We start from the raw sequence: 22,681 nt of genomic DNA on the forward strand, positions 1-22,681 counted from the left end.
GAGTGTGGGCCACGGCGGTGGGGGTGGCCCGGGTGCGGGCGCTGGAGACCGAGCGGGAGAACGCGCTGTTCCGCGACCCACTGGCACAGGCCTTCGCCACCGCCGGCGGCCTATGGCCCTCCTCGCCGCCGCTGCCCGATGACGAGGCCGCGCGCCGCCGTCGACTGGCCGTGGCGTTCTCCATCGTCATCAGGACGAAGTTCCTCGACGACCTGTTGCAGCAGGCCTCCGCGTCCGGGGTCCGGCAGGTCGTGCTGCTCGGCGCTGGCATGGACAGCCGGGCCTTCCGGATCGACTGGCCCGAGGACACCCGGCTGTTCGAGGTCGACACCGCCGCGCCACTGGACTTCAAGGCTTCGGTGCTGCGCCAGGAGCGGGCCGTCGCACGCTGCGGGCGGATCACCGTCGCGGTGGATCTGCGTGAGGACTGGCCAGCCGCGCTGGCCGCCGCAGGGCACGACCCGGCCGCGCCGACCGCGTGGATCGCCGAAGGACTGCTGATCTATCTGCCCGAGGACGCGGTGGAGCTGCTGCTGGCCCGGATCAGCGCGCAGTCGGCAGCAGGCAGCCGGATGGGGCTGACGTTGGGCTCGCGCGGCGTGATCGAGCGCTTCGGCGCGGACGCCGTGCCGGGATCGGCGGCGTCCATGTGGATCTCGGAGATGCCCGACGACCCGGTGGGCTGGCTGGCCGGGCACGGCTGGGAGGCCAGCAGCCACACCCTGCGCGAACGCGCTGCCGCCTACGGCCGCCCGATCAGCACCCCGCCGCAGCGCGAGGAGCGGCCCGGCGGACTGATCTCGGCGGTCCGCTGGTAAAGCGCCTCCAGGCGGTCAAACTTCAGTGGCAATCGGTCAAGGTTCACTGTCACAGGACAACCGCATACGGTCGGTGACCTGTGTCAATGGGTGTTCATCGATTGCCGGCGAAGGCCGATCGATTGACTTCTGTGCCATTCAGGGATGACTGTCTGCGGGGTTCGTGACAGTGGAGGATGACCGCAGGCGGCGACGATCACTCTGCTCGACGGGTCTGTAGTGTGCGGCAATGACAAGAAGCGAGCGGCTCGCGGAGCAGTTGGATTGGTACTGGCGCAAGAACCTGCGGCCACGGCTGGACGGTCTTACTGACGAGGAGTACTTCTGGGAGCCGGTGCGCGGCTGCTTGAGCATCCGCCCACGTGGCACGTCGGCCGCACCGATGCTGGAAGGCTCGGAGGAATGGACGATGGACTCCGCGTCCCCTGCCCCGGTGCCGGCACCGGTGACCACGATTGCCTGGCGGCTGGCGCACATCATCGTCTCGTGCCTGGGCTATCGGGTCGGATGGCACTTCGGCGGCCAGGACGTCGACTCCCGGACATTCGCCTACGCGGGGACCGCTGACGAGGCGCTGGAACAGCTCGATGAGATGTACGGGAGATGGAACGCGGGGGTCCGCGAGCTCTCGGACGCCGACCTGGACAATCCGCCCACGGTGGGTCCCGAGCGGTTTCCCATGGAGAACAGGGTCCTGCACGTCAACAGGGAGCTGATCCATCACGGCGCCGAGATCTCCCTGCTGCGCGACCTCTACCGCTGGCAGGACGGAGCCGGACCGCACCGAATATGACTTTCGGCAACCGGCGATCGAGCTTCGGAGACTGGAGACTTACGTGGAGTCCGTGACGCTCCATGGCTGCTGCCGCCGATAGGCCTCACGATCTTCAACCGCCGTTCTGCCTTCCCTACGTTCTCCTTCGGGACAGGACAGCGTCATCTGCCGTCGCCGATATGCCTTCTGGCGACAGCGCTGACTAGCGTTGATCATCCTTCAGTGGCAATCGATCAGCGATCACTGGCACAGGTCAACGGTTCTTGGCCGACTTGGGTGCGTTCGGATCGCTGAAAGCCCGAGGCCACCTTGGTGTGACCGCCGCGGAACGGTGGGCGGCCAGGTCGGTCTCAGTCGTCCTCGGCCGTACCGGAGGAGAGGAGTCCGCAGTTGTCGAAGTTCATGCACCCGCAGGCCAGGCAGTCGGCGACCGCGTTCCGCAGAGCCTGGGTGTCCTCGATGAACTGGTCCAGCTCGGGGATCTTGCGTTCGGCGAGAGCACGCCATTGCCGGGTGGCACCACGGTCCGCGGCGCTGTCCAGCAGCCGGCGGATCTCGGACAGGGTGAAACCGGCTCGCTGCGCCATTTTGATCAGCGCGATCCGGCGCACGGTGCCGACCGGATAGACGCGTCGGCCCCCGACCCGCTCGGCGGGCGTCAGCAGGCCGACGCTCTCGTAGTAGCGCAAAGCCGAGGGCTGCATCCTGACCCGCCGTGCGAGGTCCCCGATGCCCAGCTTCCGCACTGGTGCCCCCTTGACTTCAAGCGCGCTTGAACCACCAGTCTGACGCGGTGACTCTCTCATCGGCAACGCGGCTGCTGCCACGGACATATCGGCCGCTGTTCACTCATCCTCCGTTCCGTCGGCTCCTCCCGGCCCTGGCGGCCTCCGACCTCGGTGACGGGATGAGCGTGGTCGCCGTGGCGTGGCTGGCCGTTCTGATCGCGCCTCCTGGCCGGTCCGGCCTGGTCGTCGGCGCTGCGGTCGCCGCGTACGCCCTTCCCGGGGCCGCTGGAGCGCTGCTCTTCGGCCGTTGGCTACGTCGACTCCCCGCCCAGCGGCTGCTGGCCGCGGACGCGTGGCTTCGCGCGGTACTTCTCGGCTGTGTGCCCGTGGCCTGGGCCACGGGGGTCCTGCACCCGGTGGTGTACCTCGTGCTCCTCGCCGGTTCGTCGGTGCTGCATGCCTGGGGAAGCGCGGGAAAGTACTCCCTGATCGCCCGGATACTTCCCCCGGATCAGCGGCTGCCCGCGAACGCGCTGGTCAGCTCGTGCACCTCCGCGTCCGTCATCATCGGACCCGCGCTCGCCGGATTCCTGGCGACAGCCGTCAGCCCGGCCTGGATCCTCGGCCTCGACGCCGTGTCCTTCACCGTCCTCGCCGTGCAGGTCGGCCGGCTGGGCAACGTGGCCGGGACGACAGCGACGGCTGCGCCCACCGGGTCCGGCCGATCGGCGGCCGGGCTGAACCTGCTGCGCGGGCAGCCGGAACTTCTGGGGATTCTCGCCCTGACGTGGTTCTTCAACTTCCTCTACGGACCGGTGGAGGTCGCACTCCCGTTGCACGTCACCGAAGACCTTCACTCCGGCGCGAGCCTCCTCGGGCTGTACTGGACGCTCTTCGGAGTGGGTGCCGTTCTCGGTGCCCTGTCTGCCGGCGCCCTGCGCAGATTCCCGCTCCGGCCGGTCACCCTGGGCATCGTCGCCGGTTGGGGCCTGACGCTGGTGCCGTTCGGCCTGGGTGTTCCGGCGGGTGTCTCACTCGTCTGCTTCGCTCTGGGCGGTGTGGTCTACGGACCCTTCACCGCACTGTCCTTCACCCTGTTCCAGGACCGCACCCCGGCAGCTCTGCTGACCACGGTCCTGGCTGTCCGAAGCGCCGCCCTTCTCACCGCCGCGCCGGTGGGCACCGCGTTGGGCGGCCCTCTCACCGCCGCCATGGGCCCCCGGACGGTGCTGGCCGTTTCGGGAATCGCCACCATGGTGCTGGCCGTCGCCGGCGCCGCAGCGCGCGTGCGGGGAAGACGGCGGCCAGCTCCGCGGCCGGTCTGACGGGTGGTGGTTCAGGCGGTTCACGCCGTCAGCGGGCCGAAATCAGTCAACTTCCCGGCAATTGGCCTTGGTCCGAAGCGTTTCCCCGCACCTACGGTCGGGGCATGCGGATTCGAATCGTCGACGCCTTCACCGATCACCCCTTCACCGGCAACCCGGCCGGGGTCCTGCTCCTCGGCTCCTTCCCGGACGACAGCTGGCTCCGACACGTGGCGGCGGAGGTGAACCTCTCCGAGACCGCCTTCGCCCACCCCCTGCCCGCCGGTGGCGAAGCCGACTGGGCGCTGCGCTGGTTCACCCCGGTCACCGAGGTCGACATGTGCGGTCATGCCACCCTGGCCACCGCGCATGTCCTGCACACCACAGGTGTCCTGAGCGGCACGGGCGCCGTGCCGGGCACGGTGCGCTTCGCGGCGCGCTGTGGTCTGCTCTCGGCGACGGCGCGGGAGGACGGCGCCATCACGCTGGACTTCCCCACCTCGCCGCTCACCCCTGAAGTGGTACCGGACGGCCTGGCCGAGGCGCTGGGTGCCCCGGTGGTCTCGGTCCGGGACACCGGACCGCACCTCGGGGATCTGCTCGTCGAGGTCGCCGACGAACAGACGGTCCGCTCCCTCTCGCCGGACCTCGCCGCGCTCGTGTCCCACTCCGAGCGGGGCATCATCACGACCGCCGCGGCCGAGGACCCCACCCGCGGATACGACTACGTCTCGCGCTGCTTCTTCCCCGGCGTCGGCATCGACGAGGATCCGGTGACCGGAAGCGCCCACACCGCGCTGGCCCCGTTCTGGTCTGCCAGGCTCGGGCGGAACGATCTCACCGGACTGCAGGCTTCGGCCCGCTCCGGCCTGGTACGCACCTCGGTACGCGGCGACCGCACCCTGCTCACCGGCGGTGCGGTGACCGTCATCGACGGCGAGCTGCTCGCCTGACCGGCAGCCGACGGGCCCATCGACAAGGAGGGGGCGCACGGCGGTGCCGTACGCCCCCCGTAGCCCCCTGCGCTCACCCGGTGGGCAGCCACCCGACCTTGCCCGCGAGCAGCGCGTACCCGACGAAGGCCCCGATGTCGAGCAACGAGTGCGCCACGACCAGCGGCCCCACCCGCCCCCATCGCCGGTACAGCAGGACGAACACCACGCCCATCGCCATGTTCCCGAGGAAACCACCGACCCCTTGATAGAGGTGGTAGGAGCCGCGCAGCACCGCACTCGCCACCAGGGCGCCCATCGGACTCCACCCGAACTGCCCCAGTCTGCGCAGCAAGTACCCGACGACGATGACTTCCTCCAGTACGGCGTTCTGCACCGCCGAGAGGATCAGCACCGGAATCTTCCACCACACATCGGGCAGCGATTCGGGCACCACCGTCAGATTGAACCCGGTCGCCCGCGCCCCCAGGTAGAACGCCAGCCCCAGGCTCCCGATGCCCGCCGCGACCAGCGCTCCACGGCCGAGGTCCGGCCAGGGTCTGCTCCGGTCGAAACCGATGGCCCGCAGGCCCGAACCCTCCCGCAGCAGCAGATGCACCACCAGGGCGACCGGCACCAGGGCCGTCGCGATGCCGAACAGCTGCCAGGCGAGATCGAGCCATGGTCGCCCCGGCGCGTAGGAGCCGTTGAGGTTGGCGGCCTGGTGCTTGAGTCCTCCCGGTTTCGTGAGTGCTCCGACAAAACTGATCAGCGCCGACACGCCACTCGCACCGAGCGAGAGTGCGAGCACGAGCACCGTTTCGGACCGCAAGAACCGCTGTGGCACTCCTCCTGTGGGAAGAGAATCAGCCACCTGCACGCCCTCCGCCTGCACACCTGCCTCCAGTTGGCCAATCGCGCCTGTCCCCGGCACCCTGCCGCTAGGGTCTCGAAAGCAGATACGAAGATCGTGTGCGACAGGCCGGGGGCGGGCGCCAATTCGATGGCGCGCCCGTCTTCTGTTCACTCTTCATGAGAGGCGCACCACCGCATGGGACGTCACAGCTTGCCCGATGTACCTGTGACACCTGGAACCCGGCCCCCGTCCCGGCACACCGCATCGCCGCCGGCCCCGTAGCTGCGGTGACCGGCATCGGAGCCCCCCGTGCGCCGCCCCGTCACCTCAAGCGCGCGGAGGCGTGCGCCGGTATCCCGACCGGCCAGGAATGCACGGGGTCGCCCAGGGCCATCAGCTCGATGTAGCGCCGGGTGGTGGCTGCCAGGGCCGCCTCGCGTTCCAGTCCGGCCTCCCGCGCCCGGTGGTAGGTGTCGACCTGCCAGGAGGCGCCGTTCGTCCGCCGTCTGCACCGCCCCTCGATGACGCCGAGGTAGTGGTCGCGGTCGGCGGGCTCGATCCCCCACGCATCGAGGCCCGCGGCGGCCAGCGGCAGCAGCTCGTCCCTGACGAGTTGCACGGCCGACAGCCGCGCCACGCCGCCCGCCCGCCCCTGCCGGGGCCATTCCAGCTCGGCCTCGATGCCGTACCGGCACGCGGCATCGAAATTGCGCGCGGCGGCTTCGAAGGGCAACCGCTTCCACACCGGTCGCGGTGCGTCGGCGAGCGCCCGCACCAGGCCGTAGTAGAAAGCCGTGTTGGCGATGACATCGGTGACGGTCGGCCCGGCGGGCAGCACCCTGTTCTCCACCCGCAGATGGGGTACGCCGTCGGTCACGTCGTAGACCGGCCGGTTCCAGCGGTAGACGGTGCCGTTGTGCAGTGCGAGTTCCCGCAGCCGCGGCACCCCGCCGTCGTCGAGCACCTGGAGCGGGTCCTCCTCGTCGCACAGCGGAAGCAGCGGCGGGAAGTATCTGAGGTTCTCCTCGAAGAGGTCGTACGCCGAGTCGACCCAGCGCTCACCGAACCAGGTACGGGGCCGCACGCCCTGGGTCCGGAACTCCGGGGGGCGGACATCGGTGGCCTGCAGGAAGAGCGGAGGTCTCGACTCCCGCCAGAGCTCCTTGCCGAACAGGAAGGGCGAGTTGGCGCCCAGCGCGACCTGCACCGGGGTGATGGCCTGCGCCGCGTTCCACACATCCGCGAAGCGCGCGGGGGTGACCTGGAGGTGCAACTGCACCGACGTACAGGCGGCTTCCGGGGCGATGGACCCGGAGGTGCAGGTCAGCCGCTCCACGCCCTCGATGTCGAGGGCGAAATCCTCACCGCGGGCGGCGCACATCTGATCGTTGAGGAGCATGTACCGGTCGGCGGACGAAAAGTTCGCCGGGACGAGATCCCGTCGGGCGAGCGTCGGCAGGATGCCGATCATCACGATGCCCGCGTCGACTTCCGCGGCTTTTCTGTGGGCGTACCCGAGACCGGTGCGGAGCTCCTCGGCCAGCCGGTCGAAGACCCGCCCGCCAAGCCGGTGCGGGACAATGTTCACTTCCAGATTGAACATGCCGAGTTCCGTCTGGAAATCCCCGCTCGCGATTCGGTCGAGAACTTCCGCATTCATCATCCGCGGCATGCCGTCGGCGCCCGCGAGATTGAGTTCGATCTCCAGTCCCATGAGATTTTTCGGGCGATCGAACCTCTTCTCCTCCAACAGCCTCCCCAGTCCCTCCAGACACCGCTGGAGCTTCCTCCGGTACTGCTGGCGGCCGGACGGATCCACTCCGTCTGCCTCGACCTTTTCCCCCATCGAAGTGCCCCTCCCGGGTGGCCGGTCACGGCGGCAGCCGCGGCGTCACGGTCGATAATGCCCAGACTCAATGATCGGTAACTCCCCGCTCGGCGCCCAGGACGAGTAGGGTGGCCAGAAGTGTCGCGTGGCACATTCGCTCGGCATGACGCCTGAAGCAGTTACCGGCTCCGTGGAAGTGGTGAAAGACGCCGACGCGTTTCGGCCGACCACGCGCACAGAGAGCTTCGAGGCCGGAGACTTACACGCACAGCAAATCGGGATAATCTCCGCAGGAGAAAGACCGAATATCGACTTGTTCGCAATATTCGTGTCAGCTAGCCGAAACATGTTGTGAACACGTGTCGTATAAACTCCGCGAACGAGGCAGAGAGTTGGCGCCCCGGCCCCCGGAGAGTGCAACACCCTCCAAGCCCCACGGCCCCCCTCTGACCCCCGCATTGCTGACAGTGCCGTCCGCACCGCCCACGCACCACCGTGTCTCCGAAGCGAGAGGCAATCACTTATGCCGCTGTATGTCCCCCCGGCTCCCGCGCCGGCCCTGCGCAGCGTCCTCGCGGCACTCGGTTCCCCCACTGCCGTCCGCGAGGCCCGTATGCCGGCCCTTCGCACCGCTCAGGGTCCACTGACCCCCGAACTGGCCCTGCCCGTCCACGTACTGGACCAGATCATGCCGAACGGTGGAGCCCCACGCACCCGGCTCACCGGCTGGCGCTTCCTGATCCACAGCGGTGATCGTGCCGTCGCCGCGGCGGAGACCAAACTGACGGCGGACGGCTGGACCTTCTCGCACTTCTTCGAGGGTCCGTACATCTCCGCCACCGGCAACGCGCTGCGTCAGGCCGAGGCGATGAACACCCCGTTCCAGCCCAGGCTGCTGTCCGTGCCCGAGCTCTACATGCTGACCCTGTGGCTGCACAGTGACACCGGCGCCGACGCCTCGGTCTCCGGCACCATGCCCGCCCCTTCGGATCTGCTGGTACCCCTCGCACCCGCACCGCCCGGGATCGCCGCGCACCGCCCGCACCGGGCGAGCGACCTGCTTCCGGTGATGACACTGCGGCTGTCTCCGCCGCTGCTGGGCTCTCCCGCCTGACGCCGCCCGAGCCAGTCGGCCCGCCCCGTGACCGCCCGTCGGGTCACGGGGCGACTTGGTTCCTCCCCCATCCGGACTAGCCCGGTGCGGCCACCCCGAACCACCCGAGAAGTCAGCGGAGTTGGCCTGAACCGTCCGCACGGGTGATGCGTCCTCAAGCTGTAGCAAGTGCTGCCGCGAAATCCCTGCGGATCGACGCCCGTAGGGCAACACTGGGACCGATCGACTGATACGGGGGGCGGCCATGAAATCCGCATCGAGCCGCAGGACACTCACCACAACGCAGCGAAAGAACGCATCCATGTGCCAGCACCAGCCATCCTGCCCGTCAGCCACCTCCGCCGACCGTGAGGCCGCGATCCTCGTGGCGCACCACCCGGAGCAGGGCTGGAGTCTGTTGTGCAACGGCGTCCTCGTCTTCGAGGACACCGGCGAACTGCTGCCGGACGGGCAGATCATCGCCCCGCACCGCCCACTGGGTGCGGGGCTGGCGACGGCCGCCTGAGCTCCGGGGCGCGGCACGGTCCGCGCGGGGAGACCGAGCAGGCACGACTGTCAGAAGCGACGAAGCCACACCGGAGACGACGAAGGGCCGGCCCGGGAGACATCCCCGAACCGGCCCTCATGCATGTCCGTCAGCTGTCGTACTCGTCCAGCGGCGGGCACGAGCACACGAGGTTACGGTCGCCGAAGGCTCCGTCGATACGGCGCACCGGCGGCCAGTACTTGTCGGCGGGCGACACCCCGGCCGGGAACACGGCCTCGTCCCTGCTGTACGCGTGGTTCCACTCACCACCGAGCGCGGCGGCCGTGTGCGGAGCGTTGCACAGCGGGTTGTCGTCCGCCGCCCACTCCCCGGACGCCACCTTCTCGATCTCGGCACGGATCGCGATCATCGTGTCGCAGAACCGGTCGAGTTCCGCGAGGTCCTCGCTCTCGGTCGGCTCGATCATCAGCGTCCCCGCCACCGGGAACGACATCGTCGGCGCGTGGAAGCCGTAGTCGATGAGGCGCTTGGCGATGTCGTCGACGCTCACCCCGGTCGCCTTCGACAGCGGGCGCAGATCGACGATGCACTCGTGCGCCACCAGCCCGTCGGGGCCGGTGTAGAGCACCGGGTAGTGCGGCTCCAGCCGCTTGGCGATGTAGTTGGCGGCCAGCACGGCGACCTGCGTCGCGCGCTTCAGCCCCTCGCCGCCCATGAGGCGCACGTACGCCCACGAGATCGGCAGGATGCCGGCCGAGCCCCACGGTGCGGCCGAGACCGGGCCCACGCCCGTCTCCGGGCCCGCGGTCGCCTGGAGCGGGTGGTTGGGGAGGTACGGCGCCAGGTGGGCCCGTACGCCGACCGGGCCGACGCCGGGGCCGCCGCCGCCGTGCGGGATGCAGAAGGTCTTGTGCAGGTTGAGGTGCGAGACGTCCGAGCCGAATTTGCCGGGCTTGGCGAGTCCGACCAGCGCGTTGAGGTTGGCGCCGTCCACGTACACCTGGCCGCCCGCGTCGTGCACGGCCGCGCAGATGTCGGTGATGTGCTCCTCGAAGACGCCGTGCGTCGACGGGTAGGTGACCATCAGGACGGACAGTTCGTCGCCGTACTTCTCGATCTTGGCGTGCAGGTCGTCGACGTCGACGTCGCCGTCCTCGCGGGTCTTGACGACCACGACCTTCATACCGGCCATGACGGCGCTGGCGGCGTTGGTGCCGTGCGCGGAGGACGGGATGAGGCAGACGGTACGGCCGGTGTCGCCGTTGGCCCGGTGGTACGCGCGAACGGCCAGCAGACCGGCGAGTTCACCCTGCGAACCGGCGTTGGGCTGCAGCGAGACCTTGTCGTAGCCGGTGACCTCGGCGAGCCGGTCCTCCAGCTCGTGGATGAGCGTCAGGTAGCCCTGCGCCTGCTCCACCGGGGCGAAGGGGTGGATCGCACCGAACTCGGGCCAGGTCACCGGTTCCATCTCGGTGGTGGCGTTCAGCTTCATGGTGCAGGAGCCCAGCGGGATCATGCCCCGGTCCAGCGCGTAGTCGCGGTCCGCGAGCTTGCGCAGGTAGCGCAGCATCGCGGTCTCGGAACGGTGCTGGTGGAAGACCGGGTGGGTGAGGACGGCGTCCTGCCGCAGCAGGGTGTCCGGCAGCGCGTCGGCGGTCCGCTCGTCGAGCGCCGCTATGTCGCCCTCGACGCCGAAGGCGGACCAGACGGCGGCCAGTTGGGTACGGGTCGTGGTCTCGTCGCAGGAGACGGACACCAGATCCGCGTCGACCCGGTACAGGTTGACGCCGGCCGCGCGGGCGGCGGCGACGACCTCGTCGGACTTCCCACCGGTCCGTACGGTCAGGGTGTCGAAGTACGCGCCGTGCACGACGTCGACGCCCGCGGCACGAAGCCCCTCGGCGAGGATCGCCGCGTAGCGGTGGGTGCGCCGGGCGATCTCGCGAAGGCCGTCCGGGCCGTGGTAGACCGCGTACATCCCGGCCATCACCGCGAGGAGCACCTGTGCGGTGCAGATGTTGCTGGTGGCCTTCTCGCGGCGGATGTGCTGCTCACGGGTCTGGAGTGCCAGGCGGTAGGCCTTATTGCCGTCGGCGTCCACCGAGACACCGACCAGCCGCCCCGGCAGGCTGCGCGCGAACTTGTCCTGTACGGCCATGAACCCGGCGTGCGGACCGCCGAAGCCCATCGGGACACCGAAACGCTGGGTGGTGCCCACCGCGATGTCGGCGCCGAGTTCACCGGGCGAGGTGAGCAGGGTCAGCGCCAGCAGATCGGCGGCGACGGTGACGATCGCGCCGAGCTCGTGGGCCTGCTCGATGACGGGCCCGATGTTCTGTACCCGGCCGGAGGCGCCCGGGTACTGGAGGAGCACGCCGAAGACGCCGCGCTCGGCCACCTCGGCCGGGATGCCGTCACTCAGATCGGCGACGACGACCTCGACACCGGCCGGTTCGGCGCGTGTCCTGATCACCGCGACGGTCTGTGGCAGCGCGTCGGCGTCGACGAGGAAGACACCGTGCTTGACCTTGCCGACGCGGCGCGCGAGCGACATCGCCTCGGCTGCCGCGGTGCCCTCGTCGAGCAGCGAGGCGCCCGAGGTCGGCAGACCCGTGAGGTCGGCGACGACGGTCTGGAAGTTGAGGAGCGCTTCGAGACGGCCCTGCGAGATCTCCGGCTGGTAGGGCGTGTACGCCGTGTACCAGGCGGGGTTCTCCATGACGTTGCGCAGGATCACCGGGGGCGTGAAGGTGCCGTAGTAACCGAGCCCGATCATCGGGGCGAGCACCTGGTTGCGGTCGGCGAGCGAGCGCAGCTCGGCGAGCACCTCGGCCTCGGTACGTGCCTCCGGAAGGTTCAGCGACTCGGCACTCTTGATCACGTCCGGCACTGCGGCCGACGTGAGCTCGTCCAGAGAGCCGTAACCGACATGGGCGAGCATCTTGGCCTGGGCGCCGGCGTCGGGCCCGATGTGGCGCTGCTCGAAGGGGGTGCCACGCTCCAGCTGGGAGAGCGGAATGCGGTGGGCGGTCATGGCGGAGGCCTCCTGGTCGATACGACCTGCGAGGGGTACCACGGCACGGGTACCCGGACGGCCTCCCCCTCTGTCATCTCAACCTGAGAGTTTCGCCGGCAGTCGATCGACGTGCCGACTTTCACCGTCGGTGAGGAAGGGATCCGGACGTGCCCGCCCGGCGCCCGCCCTGCTTTCCAGAGTGACCTCGTCCGTGCGGTACGTGTGCCTGAGAGATTCCGGGGAGGATTTGCTCCTTCGGCGCCTTCGGAAGAACTTCTCCGAAGGACTCTCCCGCGCGGGGTCAGTAGCCAATGGCCAGCCTACCAGCGAGATAGATCGCGCTGCGTTCGAGTGGCCGAAGCCCCGGATCTGCACTTCTGTAGGGGTGAGCACCTCCCCGGTGACCAGAGAGACGTTGCGATCAGTTGGAGGGACCGTGCAGACCGACATCGATCCGCGCAGCCTGATCGGCCGCAAGGCGTTCGACCGCAATGGCAACAAGATCGGCACGGTGGACGAGGTCTACCTCGACGACGCCACCGGGGTACCGGAGTGGGCCGCCGTACGCACCGGCCTCTTCAGCCGTGACGCCTTCGTCCCGCTGGAGCCGAGCGAAATGGTGCAGGAGACCCTTCGGGTGCCCTTCGACCGCGCCCTGATCAAGGACGCCCCGGACTTCGGCGTGGGCCGCCATCTCTCCCCGGAGCAGGAACTCCAGCTCTACCACCACTACGGCCTGGACGTCTCGGCCCCCGCCGCGCCCCCTCCCCCGGACCGGGACTTCGGGCGGCTCGCGAGCGACGACTGACGGTCCTGGCCGGTCGGCTCCGACGCCCCGTCCGGGACGACCGGCACCAGCGGCAACGGGTCCGACGGCTCCAACTCGGGGTCGTCGATCCGGAAGGTCCGCACCCGGCCGGGCGCGGTCGAACCAGGTTCCTCGAACCGGACCGTCACCCGTCCCACCCCGCTCCCCTGCACCCACCCGGCCCCGTACACACCGTGGTGGACGTCGTGCCCGGCGAGCCAGTGGCGTTCGGGGGGCGGCTGCGGGCCGGCGCCGGGCACCTCCACGGTGTCCGCGCCCGCCGCCGCTTGCTTCTCGTCGGTCGCCGACGTCTCCAGCACGGCAGCCCGCTCGGTGGCGGCCTGCGCGAAGAGATCCTCCTGGGTGAAGTCCGCAAGACCGGTGACGCCCACACCGAGCAGCCTGACGCCGCCGGTGGTGTCCACCGACTCCAGCAGCCGCCCCGCCGCCTCTCGCACGACCTCCGGGTCGTCCGTGGGCCCCCGGAGGGTCTCGGAACGCGTCAGGGTGGAGAAGTCGTACCGCCGGACCTTCAGCACGACCGTCCTGCCCGACCGCCCGGCGGCCCGCAGCCGCTCCACACACCGGTCGGCCAGCCGTACCACCTCCAGCCGCACTCGCACCCGGTCGTGCAGATCCACATCGAAGGTGTCCTCCACGGAGACCGACTTGGTGTCCCGCTCGGCGACCACCGGCCGGTCGTCGTGCCCGATCGCCATGCGGTAGAGGGAACCGCCGTGGGCCTTGCCCAGCAGACGTACGAGCTCGTCCTCACCGGCCTCGGCCAGATGGGACACCGTGGTCATCCCGGCCCGCCGCAGATGCTCACCGGTGGCAGGACCGACGCCCGGCAGCGTCCGCACGGTCAGCGGTGCGAGCAGCTCCCGCTCCGTGCCCGGTTCGATCAGGACCAGGCCGTCCGGTTTGGCCCGCTCGGAGCCGATCTTGGCCAGCATCTTGGACCCGGCGAGGCCCACCGACCCACTCAGCCCGGTACCCGCCAGGATGTCTCTCCGCAGCTGCTCGCCGGTACGCAGCGCCGACCTGCTGTCATCGGCCACCCCGCCCGCCTCCAGGTCCACGAAGGCCTCGTCCAGGCTCAGCGGCTCCACCAGCGGGGAGAGCTGCCCCAGCAGCTCCATGACCTGGTTGCTCACCTCGCGGTACAGGGCGAAGCGAGGCACGAGGTACGCGGCGTTCGGGCAGAGCCGCCGCGCCTGCGCCATCGGCATCGCCGAGTGCACCCCGAACCGCCTGGCCTCGTACGAAGCAGTGGAGACGACGCCCCGGGGCCCCAGCCCGCCGACCACCACCGGTTTCCCGCGCAGGCTCGGCTTCGCCGCCTGTTCCGCGGCGGCGAAGAAGGCATCCATGTCCAGATGCAGGATGGTGGGCGCGGCTCTCACACCACCGATGCTGCCTCACGGCACTGACAATCGGGCGGTGCGCCGCTGACAGCGGTCCGTGCGGCGCCGGGCGGGGTCAGACGGCCCGGTTGCGCCGTCTGGCCAGCTCGTCGGCCGGGTTGTGCCCGATCAGGGTCTCGCCGGTGTCGACGCGCTCGCCGTGCAGCTGTGAGAGCGCGCTCTCCACATCACGCCACACGACCCCGACGGCGATACCGAAGATCCCCTGGCCCCCCTGGAGCAGCCCCACCACCTCGTCGGGCGAGGTGCACTCGTACACCGTCGCGCCGTCGCTCATCAGCGTCACCCGGTCGAGATCCAGGGCTCCGCGGTCCCGGAGATGGTGGACTGCGGCGCGGATGTTCTGAAGGGCGACGCCTGTGTCCAGGAACCGCTTCACGATCTTGAGAACGACGACATCCCGGAAGCTGTACAGCCGCTGGGTGCCGGACCCGTGCGCCGGCCGCACACTCGGCTCGACCAGCCCTGTACGCGCCCAGTAGTCGAGTTGCCGGTAGGTGATACCTGCCGCCGCGCATGCGGTCGGCCCCCGGTAGCCGACGGTGTCGGTCGTGGGTTCGGCTGCTGAGCCGTGAAGCGGATACGTCCCGCCCGCCGCCGTACCGTCGCCGCTGCTTCTCACGCCGACCTCCGTCCTTGACCTGCCCTCTCGACGGTAGGCAGTCACTTGAGGTGCGTCAACGATCGCCACACTCGGCACGCCGAGTGATAATCACCCTAAGAGTGGTTTCGCGTGCCCCGCTTCGGGGAAAGGCTTGCCGAATGCGCGGGCACCCCCGCCGAGCCTCACTGGCTGTTGGTCCCGAAATCTTCCGGCGAGATCTGGTCGAGGAATTCGCGGAACTTCTCCACCTCGTCCTCCTGCTCGTCGGGGATCGCGATTCCCGCATCGTCGAGGACCCCGTCGCTGCCGTAGATCGGAGTCCCGGTGCGCAGGGCGAGCGCTATGGCGTCGGACGGCCTGGCACTCACCTCGACCCCGCTCGCGAAGACCAGCTCCGCGAAGAAGACCCCGTCGCGCAGGTCGGTGATGCGCACTTCGGTGAGCTCCTGGCCGACCGCCTCCAGGACATCCTTGAAGAGGTCATGAGTCAGCGGCCTGGCTGGAGCCATGCCCTGCTGGGCGAAAGCGATCGCGGTCGCTTCCCCAGGGCCGATCCAGATAGGGAGATACCGGTCGCCTCCCACTTCACGCAGGAGCACGATCGGTTGGTTGGAGGGCATTTCCACCCGGACACCCACAACGTCGAGCTCGTTCACACAGCAACCCTAGGACGTGCCCGGCAGGTTTGGGTAGTCGGGCTCCCCCATGATCAGTACAACCGGACCCCGAGAGAGGTCTGTACCAGCGCCGCGTGCAGCCGTACCGTCAGCGCCGCGAGCTCTCTCGTGGTCGTCTCCGCATGCACTCTGGTCTGCGGATTACGGTTCAGCCGGAGCGGGGCCACGACCTGTTCGATCAGCCCGGACTCACGATCGGCCGCGGCCTTCATGGCCCGGAGATGACGGGGCTCCAAACCAAAACGGCCCAGTTCGGCCACAAGCCTGGCCACATTCACGGCCTCGGCGTCGTAACCGCCCTCGGGCACCGGCGCGATCAAACCGTACGACTCCCACTCGGCAAGGTCCTCCGCCCCGATCCCGGCGGCAGCGAGCAGCTCGTCGCGGCCCACCCGGGTGGCCGTGGGACCCCCGGACCCGTCGTCCGGCGCCCCGTCGGCGCGCGCCAGAGCGGCACCGGGCGCGGGAAGCTGGATCTGCTCCCCACGGCCCAGCGCGTCGAGATGGTCACGGATGACCCTCAGCGGCAGATAGTGGTCCCGCTGCATCCTCAGGACCTGAGCGAGCCGCTCGACGTCCGCCGGACCGAATTTCCGGTACCCGGAGGACGTGCGCTGCGGCTCGACCAGTCCCTCGGCCTCCAGGAAGCGAATCTTGGAGATCGTGACCTCGGGAAACTCGTCCCTGAGCAGATTGAGTACCGTGCCGATACTCACCAGCCGGTCGCTCTCGGTGGCGGTGCCCCGATCGGCACCGCCTGTCGATGAATGCAGCATGGACCTTCCCTGAGGGGTCACACGCCCCGCTGGCTCGCGTAGAAGACCAGCCGGTACTTGCCGATCTGCACCTCGTCACCGTTGGCCAGCGCGACAGCGTCGATGCGCTCACGGTTGACGTACGTGCCGTTGAGGCTGCCGACGTCCGAGACGGTGAAACCGCCGTCGGCACCCCTGCGGAACTCCACATGGCGCCTTGAGACGGTGACGTCGTCGAGGAAGATGTCGCTCTGCGGATGACGGCCCGCTGTGGTCAGCTCACCGTCCAGCAGGAAGCGGCTACCGGAATTCGGACCGCGACGCACCACCAGCAGCGCAGAACCCGGCGGCAGAGCGTCGACGGCCGCCTGGGCCTCGGGCGAGAGCGAAGGCGAAGCGGTCTGCCCCGTCACCTCCGCCTCGTACGCCTCAAGTCCGGAGATGGAGATCGTCGAAGTGGTCTCCGAGGGCCGCTCGGGCACTCCGGCCCGCAGCGGCGCCCCGCAGTTGGAGCAGAACCGACTGGCCTGGGCATTCTGGTGGCCGCACCTCGTACACACCGGCATGGACGCATCCTCCTGCCGCGACTGCCCCGCGTGGGCATTGGTTGCGTACGGATCCGAGGGAAACCCTCGACCCGCACTTGAGGTTGACGCTTCACCAAAACCTATGCGCCCCTGACCGGCAGGGTCAACAGACGACGCACCCTGATCACCCGAATTGTCCCGGCCGGGCTGACCCACCTCGTCACGGAACAGCGGGCGGTCCACGCCCTGGTCCTCGCCCTCCACATGGCGTGGGGCGCGGTGACGTGCGTTTTCCTCACGTGCACTCTTGCCGAACAGCTTCCCAAACAACTTCACGGGCGATTCCCCTTGACTGAAACAGACCCGCCCGTGGGGCAGGACGAACTCTCAATGAACACACCTGCCGAACCGGACATCCTTACAACGTCCGTATCCCCCAGACAGTTTCCACCACGCACCCCGCTTCTGGTGCGCCGACCCCCCGCAACCTCATCCCCTTGTCCCGCAGCCCTCAGGCTCCCCCGTGCCACTACGAGGAGGACCGAGCGTAGTCAGGCTGCTTCGCCGGTCGCAAGGCGTCCACGACGATCTTCTCAGCAGGTGTCACAGTGGCTGTGGCCTGCTCCTTCTCCAGAGTCTGCACCACGCCGCCCGGAATATTCAGCGCGGGCTCAAGATCCGCGGGTTTACCGATCACCTTGAAGCTGTACGGGGCGACGACCTTCTTCCCGTCCACCCTGACAGCGCCGCCCGCGTCGGAGAAGTATGTATCCCCCACGACCCGGACGTCATTGATCTGGATCGCCTCGGCACCGGCCGCACGCAGCTCCTGGATCGTGTCGAGCAGCATGTCCGCCTGGACCGTGCGGTGCGGGTCGTTGATGACGAGGGTGATGCCCGGGCCCTGTGCTGCCACCGTGCCTGCCAGGATGCCGAGTTGACGTGCTTTCTCGCTCGTCTGCTTGCGCGCCTCCTCGGCCTGGTCCGAACTGCTCTCCAACTCGGAGCGCTGGCTCTGCAGACGCTGCTTCTCGTCCTCAAGACGCTGAGTGCGGTTGTCGAGCTCGTCGAGGATGCGCACCAGGTCCTCCTGACGTGCGCCGCGGAGCGGGCTGTTGTCGCTGTTCGAGCGGACCTGGATGGCAAGACCCAGTCCGAGCACGAACAGCAGTACAGCGACGATGAGTTGAGCCCGTGTGACGCGTGGCGGCCACAGCGCCGCCATCATTCGCCGACGACCGGTCATGCCCTCGGGCGGTCCCGGAGTCTCCTCCGCCCCCTGCTCACCGGCAGGCTGCTCGGGGAACTCCTCAGGAGATTTCCCGGGGTTCTCCTCGTTCGGTTCGTTGCTCATCGGCCTCACGCCCGGAACACGTGCCGGCGAATGGCCGCCGCGTTCGAGAAGATGCGGATGCCGAACACGACCACCACACCGGTGGACAGTTGCGCCCCGACGCCGAGCTTGTCGCCGAGGAAGACGATCAGCGCGGCGACCACGACGTTCGACAGGAAGGAGACCACGAAGACCTTGTCGACGAAGATCCCGTCGAGCATGGCTCGCAGGCCACCGAAGACCGCATCGAGGGCCGCCACGACGGCAATCGGCAGATAGGGCTCGACCATCGCCGGCACTTCGGGCCTGACCAACAGTCCGACCACGACTCCGACGACGAGGCCAAGTACGGCGATCACGATGTGCCCTTCCCTGTGTCGGCCGCGCTCTGGTCCTTGCCGGCGGCCTTCGGCTGTGCTGTGCGTACGATCAGGCTCGCGGCGGCAGGAAGGCGCACGTCGTCCTGGCCGGAAATGCTGGTGCGGATGCCGTAGCTGTCCTTCAGCACCTTCAGGTACTGTCCGTCGGCGCTGTCCTGGAATTTGCTGATCAAGTGCTTCCTGTCCCCCACCGCCAGCACCGTGTACGGAGGCACCAGCGGTCTGTTGTCCACCAGTATGGCGTCACCTGCCGCACGGATCGCCGACAGGGCGGTCAGCCGCTGCCCGTTGATCGCGATCGCTTCGGCGCCGGACTGCCAGAGCCCGTTGATGAATTGCTGCATGTCCCGGTCGCGGACCCGGCCCGTGTCGGAGAAGCCGGTGCTCTCCCGCGGCCCGCCACCGCCACCCTGGTCGGTGCCTTTCGCATCGTCGATCACGAGCTTCACGCCCGGCCCGTGAACCGCTGTCGCGCCGGAGAGCAACGCCACCAGTTCGCCCTGGTCACCGCCGTGCTTCTGCAGCGCCTTGCGCTGCCGCGCGCCGACCTCGTCACGGAGCCCGTCCACCTTCTTCTGCTCCGCGTCCGCGGACGAAGTCTCGGACTCGATACGGTCGATGAGCTCCTGGCGTTCTTTCGCCACCACCGGCGCCGTCACCCGGGCCTGCGCCGCACCGACCGTCACGACAACCGCCGCAAGCACCAGCCCGCCGGCGAGACCCAGCTTGGCCCGCAGCGAACGGGGCATCCCCGCACCGCCCTCGGCCCTGCGGCGGGCGGTCGCCTCCGCATAGCCGTCGTCGAGGCTGTGGTCCATCACGTTGGTCAGCAGCGACATCGACGCGTCGGGGCGCGGGGACGGAGAGGTCGCACTCCGAACGGGGGGCTGCTGCGGCATGCCGCACATCGTCGCACGCCGCAGCAGGTGGTTCCCAACGGGCCCGTCAGTGTGCCGGACAGCCCGGGGTCAGGCCGTCCGGCACACCCGCTACAGCCTCACTGGCCTCCGCCGTCCACGATCGTCGACCACTCGTCCAGCAATGCCTGAGCGGACGCGTCGTCCGGCCCCTCGGCCCACAGATGGGTGACAGCCTCGGCCGGGGCCGGCAGCACCATGACCCAGCGGCCGTCGGGCTCGACCACCCGTACGCCATCGGTCGTGTCCACGGAACGGTCCGCCGCCGCCTCCACCACGCGACGCATCACCAGCCCCTTCACGGCCCACGGGGTCGCCAGGTCGCGCCGCAGCACGTGGGCGCGGGGGATCCGGGCGTCGATCTGGCTCAGAGTCAGCTGCGTACGTGCGACCAGCCCGATCAGCCGGACGAATGCCGCCGCCCCGTCGAAGACGCTGCTGGACTCGGGAATGATGAAACCCCCGCGGCCGTCGCCGCCGAAGATGGTCGATTCCTCGCGGCCCACCCGCGTCAGGTCGTCGGGGGAAGTGGTGGTCCACTCCACCTGGGTCCCGTGATAGGCGGCCACCTGTTCCGCAATCCGGGTGGTGGTCACGGGAAGGGCCACCCGCCCGCTGCGCCGCTCGGCAGCGATGAGGTCGAGCATGACCAGGAGCGCACGGTCGTCCTCGACGATCCGCCCGCGCTCGTCGACGAGCGACAGCCTTTCGCCCACCGGGTCGAAACGCACCCCGAACGCGGCCCGTGCCGAGGCCACGATCTCGCCGAGCCGGACAAGACCCGATCTACGGGTGTCCGCGGTCTCGGTGGGCCTGGACTCGTCGAGCCCGGGGTTGATGACAAGGGCGTCCACCCCTAGGCGACCGAGCAGACTGGGCAGCACGAGCCCGGCGCTGCCGTTGGACGCGTCGACCACGACCTTGAGACCCGCTTCGGTGATCCCCGTGGTGTCGACGTTACGGAGCAGAGAGCCGGTGTACGAATCGAAGACGCTCGCCGGGAAGTGCAGGTCCCCGATCTCGCCGGGGAACGCCCGGCGGTACTCCTGCCGGGCGTACACCCGGTCCAGCTTGCGCTGTCCGCCCTGCGAGAGGTCGGCGCCCCGCTCGTCGAAGAACATGATGTCGACGGAGTCCGGGACGCCGGGCGACGTACGGATCATGATGCCGCCGGCACTTCCGCGCGCGGTCTGCTGCCTCGCCACCGGCAGGGGCACGTTCTCCAGGTCCCGCACTTCGATCGCGCTAGCCTGAAGGGCGGAGATCACCGCTCGCTTGAGTGCGCGCGCACCACGCGAGTGGTCACGTGCCGTGGTGACCGTGGAGCCCTTCTTCAGCGTGGTGGCATAGGCGCCTGCGAGCCGCACAGCGAGTTCCGGCGTGATCTCGACGTTGAGGATCCCCGAGACTCCCCTGGCGCCGAAGAGGTGCGCCTGGCCACGGGATTCCCAGATGACCGAGGTGTTGACGAACGCACCCGCCTCGATGGTCTTGAACGGGTAGACCCGCACATTCCCCTGGATGATGGATTCCTCGCCGACGAGGCACTCGTCACCGATCACGGCGCCGTCCTCGATGCGGGCCGCTCGCATGATGTCGGTGTTCTTGCCGATCACGCAGCCCCGAAGATTGCACTGCTGCCCGATGTACACGTTCCCGTGAACAACAGCTTTGTGCAGAAAGGCGCCGGACTTCACGACGACGTTGGAACCCACAACGGTGTGTTCCCGGATCTCCACATCGGCTTCCACCTTGGCGTAGTCGCCGATGTACAGCGGCCCTCTGAGCACGGCGTCGGGGTGCACCTCTGCCCCTTCGGCCACCCACACCCCGGGAGAGATCTCGAAGCCGTCGATGTCCACGTCGACCTTGCCCTCAAGCACGTCCGCCTGGGCCTTGACGTAGCTCTCGTGCGTGCCCACGTCCTCCCAGTAGCCCTCGGCGATGTAGCCGTAGACCCGCTTCCCCTCCTTCATCAGCTGAGGGAAGACATCGCCCGACCAGTCGACCGGCACATCGGCCTCGACATAGTCGAAGACCTCGGGCTCCATGACATAGATGCCGGTATTCACCGTGTCCGAGAAGACCTGCCCCCAGGTCGGCTTCTCCAGGAAGCGCTCGACCTTTCCCTCTTCGTCGACGATCGTGATACCGAATTCCAGCGGATTCGGTACGCGGGTCAGGCACACCGTGACGAGTGCGCCCTTCTCCTTGTGGAAATTGATGAGATCCGTCAGGTCGAAGTCGGTCAGCGCGTCACCGGAGATGACCAGAAAAGTATCGTCCTTCAGCGCCTCTTCGGCGTTCTTGACGCTTCCGGCGGTGCCGAGGGGCTTCTCCTCGTTGGCGTACGTGAGCTCCATGCCGAGCTCCTCGCCGTCGCCGAAGTAGTTCTTCACGAGCGAGGCGAGGAACTGCACGGTGACGACGGTCTCGCTGAGCCCATGCCGCTTCAGTAGACGCAGCACATGCTCCATGATCGGTCGGTTGACCACGGGCAGGAGCGGCTTGGGCATGCTTGAGGTCATTGGGCGAAGGCGAGTGCCTTCGCCGCCAGCCATCACGACGGCCTTCATGTCGGGGCGCCCTCCTTGAAGAGACGACAGTCCAGCCGACTTCACCCGTCCGGTGAGGACACTCGGGCGTCATACGCAGTCCGGCCACGCTGCACGGCGCGCATCGACGAGTTCAATCGGCTGCTACGTCCGCCTTCACGATCCGGCGGACCTGTACCACATACAGGATTCCTGCCCACCAATAGAGTGTTGTACCCCATCCTGCGAACGCCCATCCGAAAACAGACGCAAGAGTGTTGAGCCAACCGCTTCCGTCGCTGAGCAAGAGCAACGGGAACGCATACATCAAGTTGAACGTAGCCGCCTTGCCCAGAAAGTTCACCTGGGGCGGCGGATAGCCGTGTCTGCGCAGGATTCCCACCATGACCAGCAGCATGAGTTCACGGGCCAATAGTGCCGCCGTCAACCAAATCGGCAGGATCTCCCGCCAGGTCAGGCCGACCAGAGTGGAGAGAATGAAGAGACGGTCCGCAGCTGGATCGAGCAGCCGTCCCAGGTTGCTGATCTGGTTCCACCGGCGGGCAAGCTTGCCGTCGAGATAGTCGCTCACACCACTGAGCATGAGCACCAACAATGCCCAGCCATCGCTCTTGGGCCCACCGAACTCGGGACGGAGAATCAGCCACAGGAAGATGGGGACGCCAACCAGGCGAGCCATGCTGAGAATATTGGGGATGGTGAGTACCCGGTCCGTCTGAACACGGGTCTCCTGGACCTCCACCCGGGGGCCTCCTGTGAGGAACGTACGAACGATGCCCCCTGACCTTACCCTCAGCCGTGGCCGGCCGGGCACAGGGGTCGGCTGCTGAAGGAACAGCG

Annotated in this window: 21 protein-coding genes and 1 riboswitch; of the genes, 7 read left to right on the forward strand and 14 right to left on the reverse strand. The window is 68.5% G+C overall.

All coding sequences use genetic code 11. The features are described from left to right. Positions 1–2 precede the first annotated feature (2 nt). Both NBY69_RS12305 and NBY69_RS12310 read left to right on the forward strand, forming a co-directional pair. Positions 3–818 carry a class I SAM-dependent methyltransferase gene (locus tag NBY69_RS12305; RefSeq protein ID WP_250300877.1) on the forward strand — a complete coding sequence of 272 codons (816 nt, stop codon included), beginning with the start codon at positions 3–5 and terminating at the stop codon, positions 816–818. 229 nt (positions 819–1,047) lie between these two features. Then, positions 1,048–1,611 carry a DinB family protein gene (locus tag NBY69_RS12310; RefSeq protein ID WP_250300842.1) on the forward strand — a complete coding sequence of 188 codons (564 nt, stop codon included), beginning with the start codon at positions 1,048–1,050 and terminating at the stop codon, positions 1,609–1,611. 332 nt (positions 1,612–1,943) lie between these two features. On the opposite strand, the gene NBY69_RS12315 is transcribed toward NBY69_RS12310, so the two are convergent. Next, positions 1,944–2,339: a MerR family transcriptional regulator gene (locus tag NBY69_RS12315; protein ID WP_250300843.1), complete on the reverse strand. Its 396-nt coding sequence runs from the start codon at positions 2,337–2,339 to the stop codon at positions 1,944–1,946. A gap of 47 nt (positions 2,340–2,386) precedes the next feature. On the opposite strand from NBY69_RS12315, the gene NBY69_RS12320 reads away from it, so the two are divergent. Both NBY69_RS12320 and NBY69_RS12325 read left to right on the forward strand, forming a co-directional pair. Continuing rightward, the gene (locus NBY69_RS12320) at positions 2,387–3,646 is read left to right on the forward strand and encodes an MFS transporter (RefSeq protein WP_250300844.1); all 1,260 of its coding nucleotides are present in this window, start codon (positions 2,387–2,389) and stop codon (positions 3,644–3,646) included. 104 nt (positions 3,647–3,750) lie between these two features. Further along, a complete protein-coding gene (locus NBY69_RS12325) occupies positions 3,751–4,578 on the forward strand; it encodes a PhzF family phenazine biosynthesis protein (protein WP_250300845.1) in 828 nt (275 codons plus the stop codon). 73 nt (positions 4,579–4,651) lie between these two features. On the opposite strand, the gene NBY69_RS12330 is transcribed toward NBY69_RS12325, so the two are convergent. Next, positions 4,652–5,431 carry a CPBP family intramembrane glutamic endopeptidase gene (locus NBY69_RS12330; protein ID WP_250300846.1) on the reverse strand — a complete coding sequence of 260 codons (780 nt, stop codon included), beginning with the start codon at positions 5,429–5,431 and terminating at the stop codon, positions 4,652–4,654. Positions 5,432–5,735: 304 nt separating this feature from the next. Next, positions 5,736–7,259 (reverse strand): glutamate-cysteine ligase family protein, encoded by a 1,524-nt coding sequence (locus tag NBY69_RS12335; protein ID WP_250300847.1) that lies wholly within the window; start codon positions 7,257–7,259, stop codon positions 5,736–5,738. A gap of 505 nt (positions 7,260–7,764) precedes the next feature. Here NBY69_RS12335 and NBY69_RS12340 point away from each other — a divergent pair. Beyond that, the gene (locus NBY69_RS12340) at positions 7,765–8,355 is read left to right on the forward strand and encodes a hypothetical protein (protein WP_250300848.1); all 591 of its coding nucleotides are present in this window, start codon (positions 7,765–7,767) and stop codon (positions 8,353–8,355) included. Positions 8,356–8,656: 301 nt separating this feature from the next. After that, entirely contained in the window at positions 8,657–8,860 is a 204-nt protein-coding gene (locus NBY69_RS12345; protein ID WP_284347922.1) for a DUF5999 family protein, read from the forward strand. Positions 8,861–8,990: 130 nt separating this feature from the next. Here NBY69_RS12345 and gcvP read toward each other — a convergent pair whose 3' ends face one another. Then, positions 8,991–11,876: an aminomethyl-transferring glycine dehydrogenase gene (gene gcvP / locus NBY69_RS12350; RefSeq protein ID WP_250300850.1), complete on the reverse strand. Its 2,886-nt coding sequence runs from the start codon at positions 11,874–11,876 to the stop codon at positions 8,991–8,993. 186 nt (positions 11,877–12,062) lie between these two features. Beyond that, a riboswitch (glycine riboswitch) is annotated at positions 12,063–12,162 on the reverse strand. Positions 12,163–12,294: 132 nt separating this feature from the next. Here gcvP and NBY69_RS12355 point away from each other — a divergent pair. Then, on the forward strand, positions 12,295–12,666 hold the full coding sequence (locus NBY69_RS12355) for a PRC-barrel domain-containing protein (protein WP_250300851.1): 372 nt from the start codon (positions 12,295–12,297) through the stop codon (positions 12,664–12,666). Here NBY69_RS12355 and NBY69_RS12360 read toward each other — a convergent pair. The 10 genes from NBY69_RS12360 to NBY69_RS12405 all read right to left on the reverse strand — a co-directional run bounded on the left by NBY69_RS12360 (position 12,588) and on the right by NBY69_RS12405 (position 22,583). Next, a complete protein-coding gene (locus NBY69_RS12360; RefSeq protein WP_250300852.1) occupies positions 12,588–14,072 on the reverse strand; it encodes a DNA polymerase IV in 1,485 nt (494 codons plus the stop codon). The genes NBY69_RS12355 and NBY69_RS12360 overlap by 79 nt on opposite strands. A gap of 76 nt (positions 14,073–14,148) precedes the next feature. Further along, positions 14,149–14,715 (reverse strand): MerR family transcriptional regulator, encoded by a 567-nt coding sequence (locus NBY69_RS12365; protein WP_250300853.1) that lies wholly within the window; start codon positions 14,713–14,715, stop codon positions 14,149–14,151. A 164-nt stretch (positions 14,716–14,879) separates the two neighbouring features. Further along, entirely contained in the window at positions 14,880–15,353 is a 474-nt protein-coding gene (locus NBY69_RS12370; protein WP_164266948.1) for a bifunctional nuclease family protein, read from the reverse strand. A 53-nt stretch (positions 15,354–15,406) separates the two neighbouring features. Then, positions 15,407–16,150 carry a MerR family transcriptional regulator gene (locus NBY69_RS12375; protein ID WP_250300854.1) on the reverse strand — a complete coding sequence of 248 codons (744 nt, stop codon included), beginning with the start codon at positions 16,148–16,150 and terminating at the stop codon, positions 15,407–15,409. A gap of 17 nt (positions 16,151–16,167) precedes the next feature. Next, on the reverse strand, positions 16,168–17,034 hold the full coding sequence (locus NBY69_RS12380) for an FHA domain-containing protein (protein WP_250300878.1): 867 nt from the start codon (positions 17,032–17,034) through the stop codon (positions 16,168–16,170). Between the two features lie 151 nt (positions 17,035–17,185). Next, entirely contained in the window at positions 17,186–18,010 is an 825-nt protein-coding gene (locus tag NBY69_RS12385) for a DUF881 domain-containing protein (protein ID WP_250300855.1), read from the reverse strand. A 5-nt stretch (positions 18,011–18,015) separates the two neighbouring features. Further along, positions 18,016–18,348 carry a small basic family protein gene (locus NBY69_RS12390; protein WP_164266945.1) on the reverse strand — a complete coding sequence of 111 codons (333 nt, stop codon included), beginning with the start codon at positions 18,346–18,348 and terminating at the stop codon, positions 18,016–18,018. Further along, entirely contained in the window at positions 18,345–19,268 is a 924-nt protein-coding gene (locus NBY69_RS12395; RefSeq protein WP_374211260.1) for a DUF881 domain-containing protein, read from the reverse strand. The genes NBY69_RS12390 and NBY69_RS12395 overlap by 4 nt, the downstream gene beginning before the upstream one ends. Positions 19,269–19,366: 98 nt before the next feature. Further along, on the reverse strand, positions 19,367–21,862 hold the full coding sequence (locus NBY69_RS12400; RefSeq protein ID WP_250300857.1) for a mannose-1-phosphate guanyltransferase: 2,496 nt from the start codon (positions 21,860–21,862) through the stop codon (positions 19,367–19,369). A gap of 112 nt (positions 21,863–21,974) precedes the next feature. Continuing rightward, positions 21,975–22,583, reverse strand: coding sequence for a CDP-alcohol phosphatidyltransferase family protein (locus tag NBY69_RS12405; protein ID WP_250300858.1), 609 nt, complete (start codon positions 22,581–22,583; stop codon positions 21,975–21,977). Between the last annotated feature and the right edge of the window lie 98 nt (positions 22,584–22,681).

Source organism: Streptomyces sp. A 4/2, assembly GCF_940670765.1.
Taxonomy (GTDB): domain Bacteria; phylum Actinomycetota; class Actinomycetes; order Streptomycetales; family Streptomycetaceae; genus Streptomyces.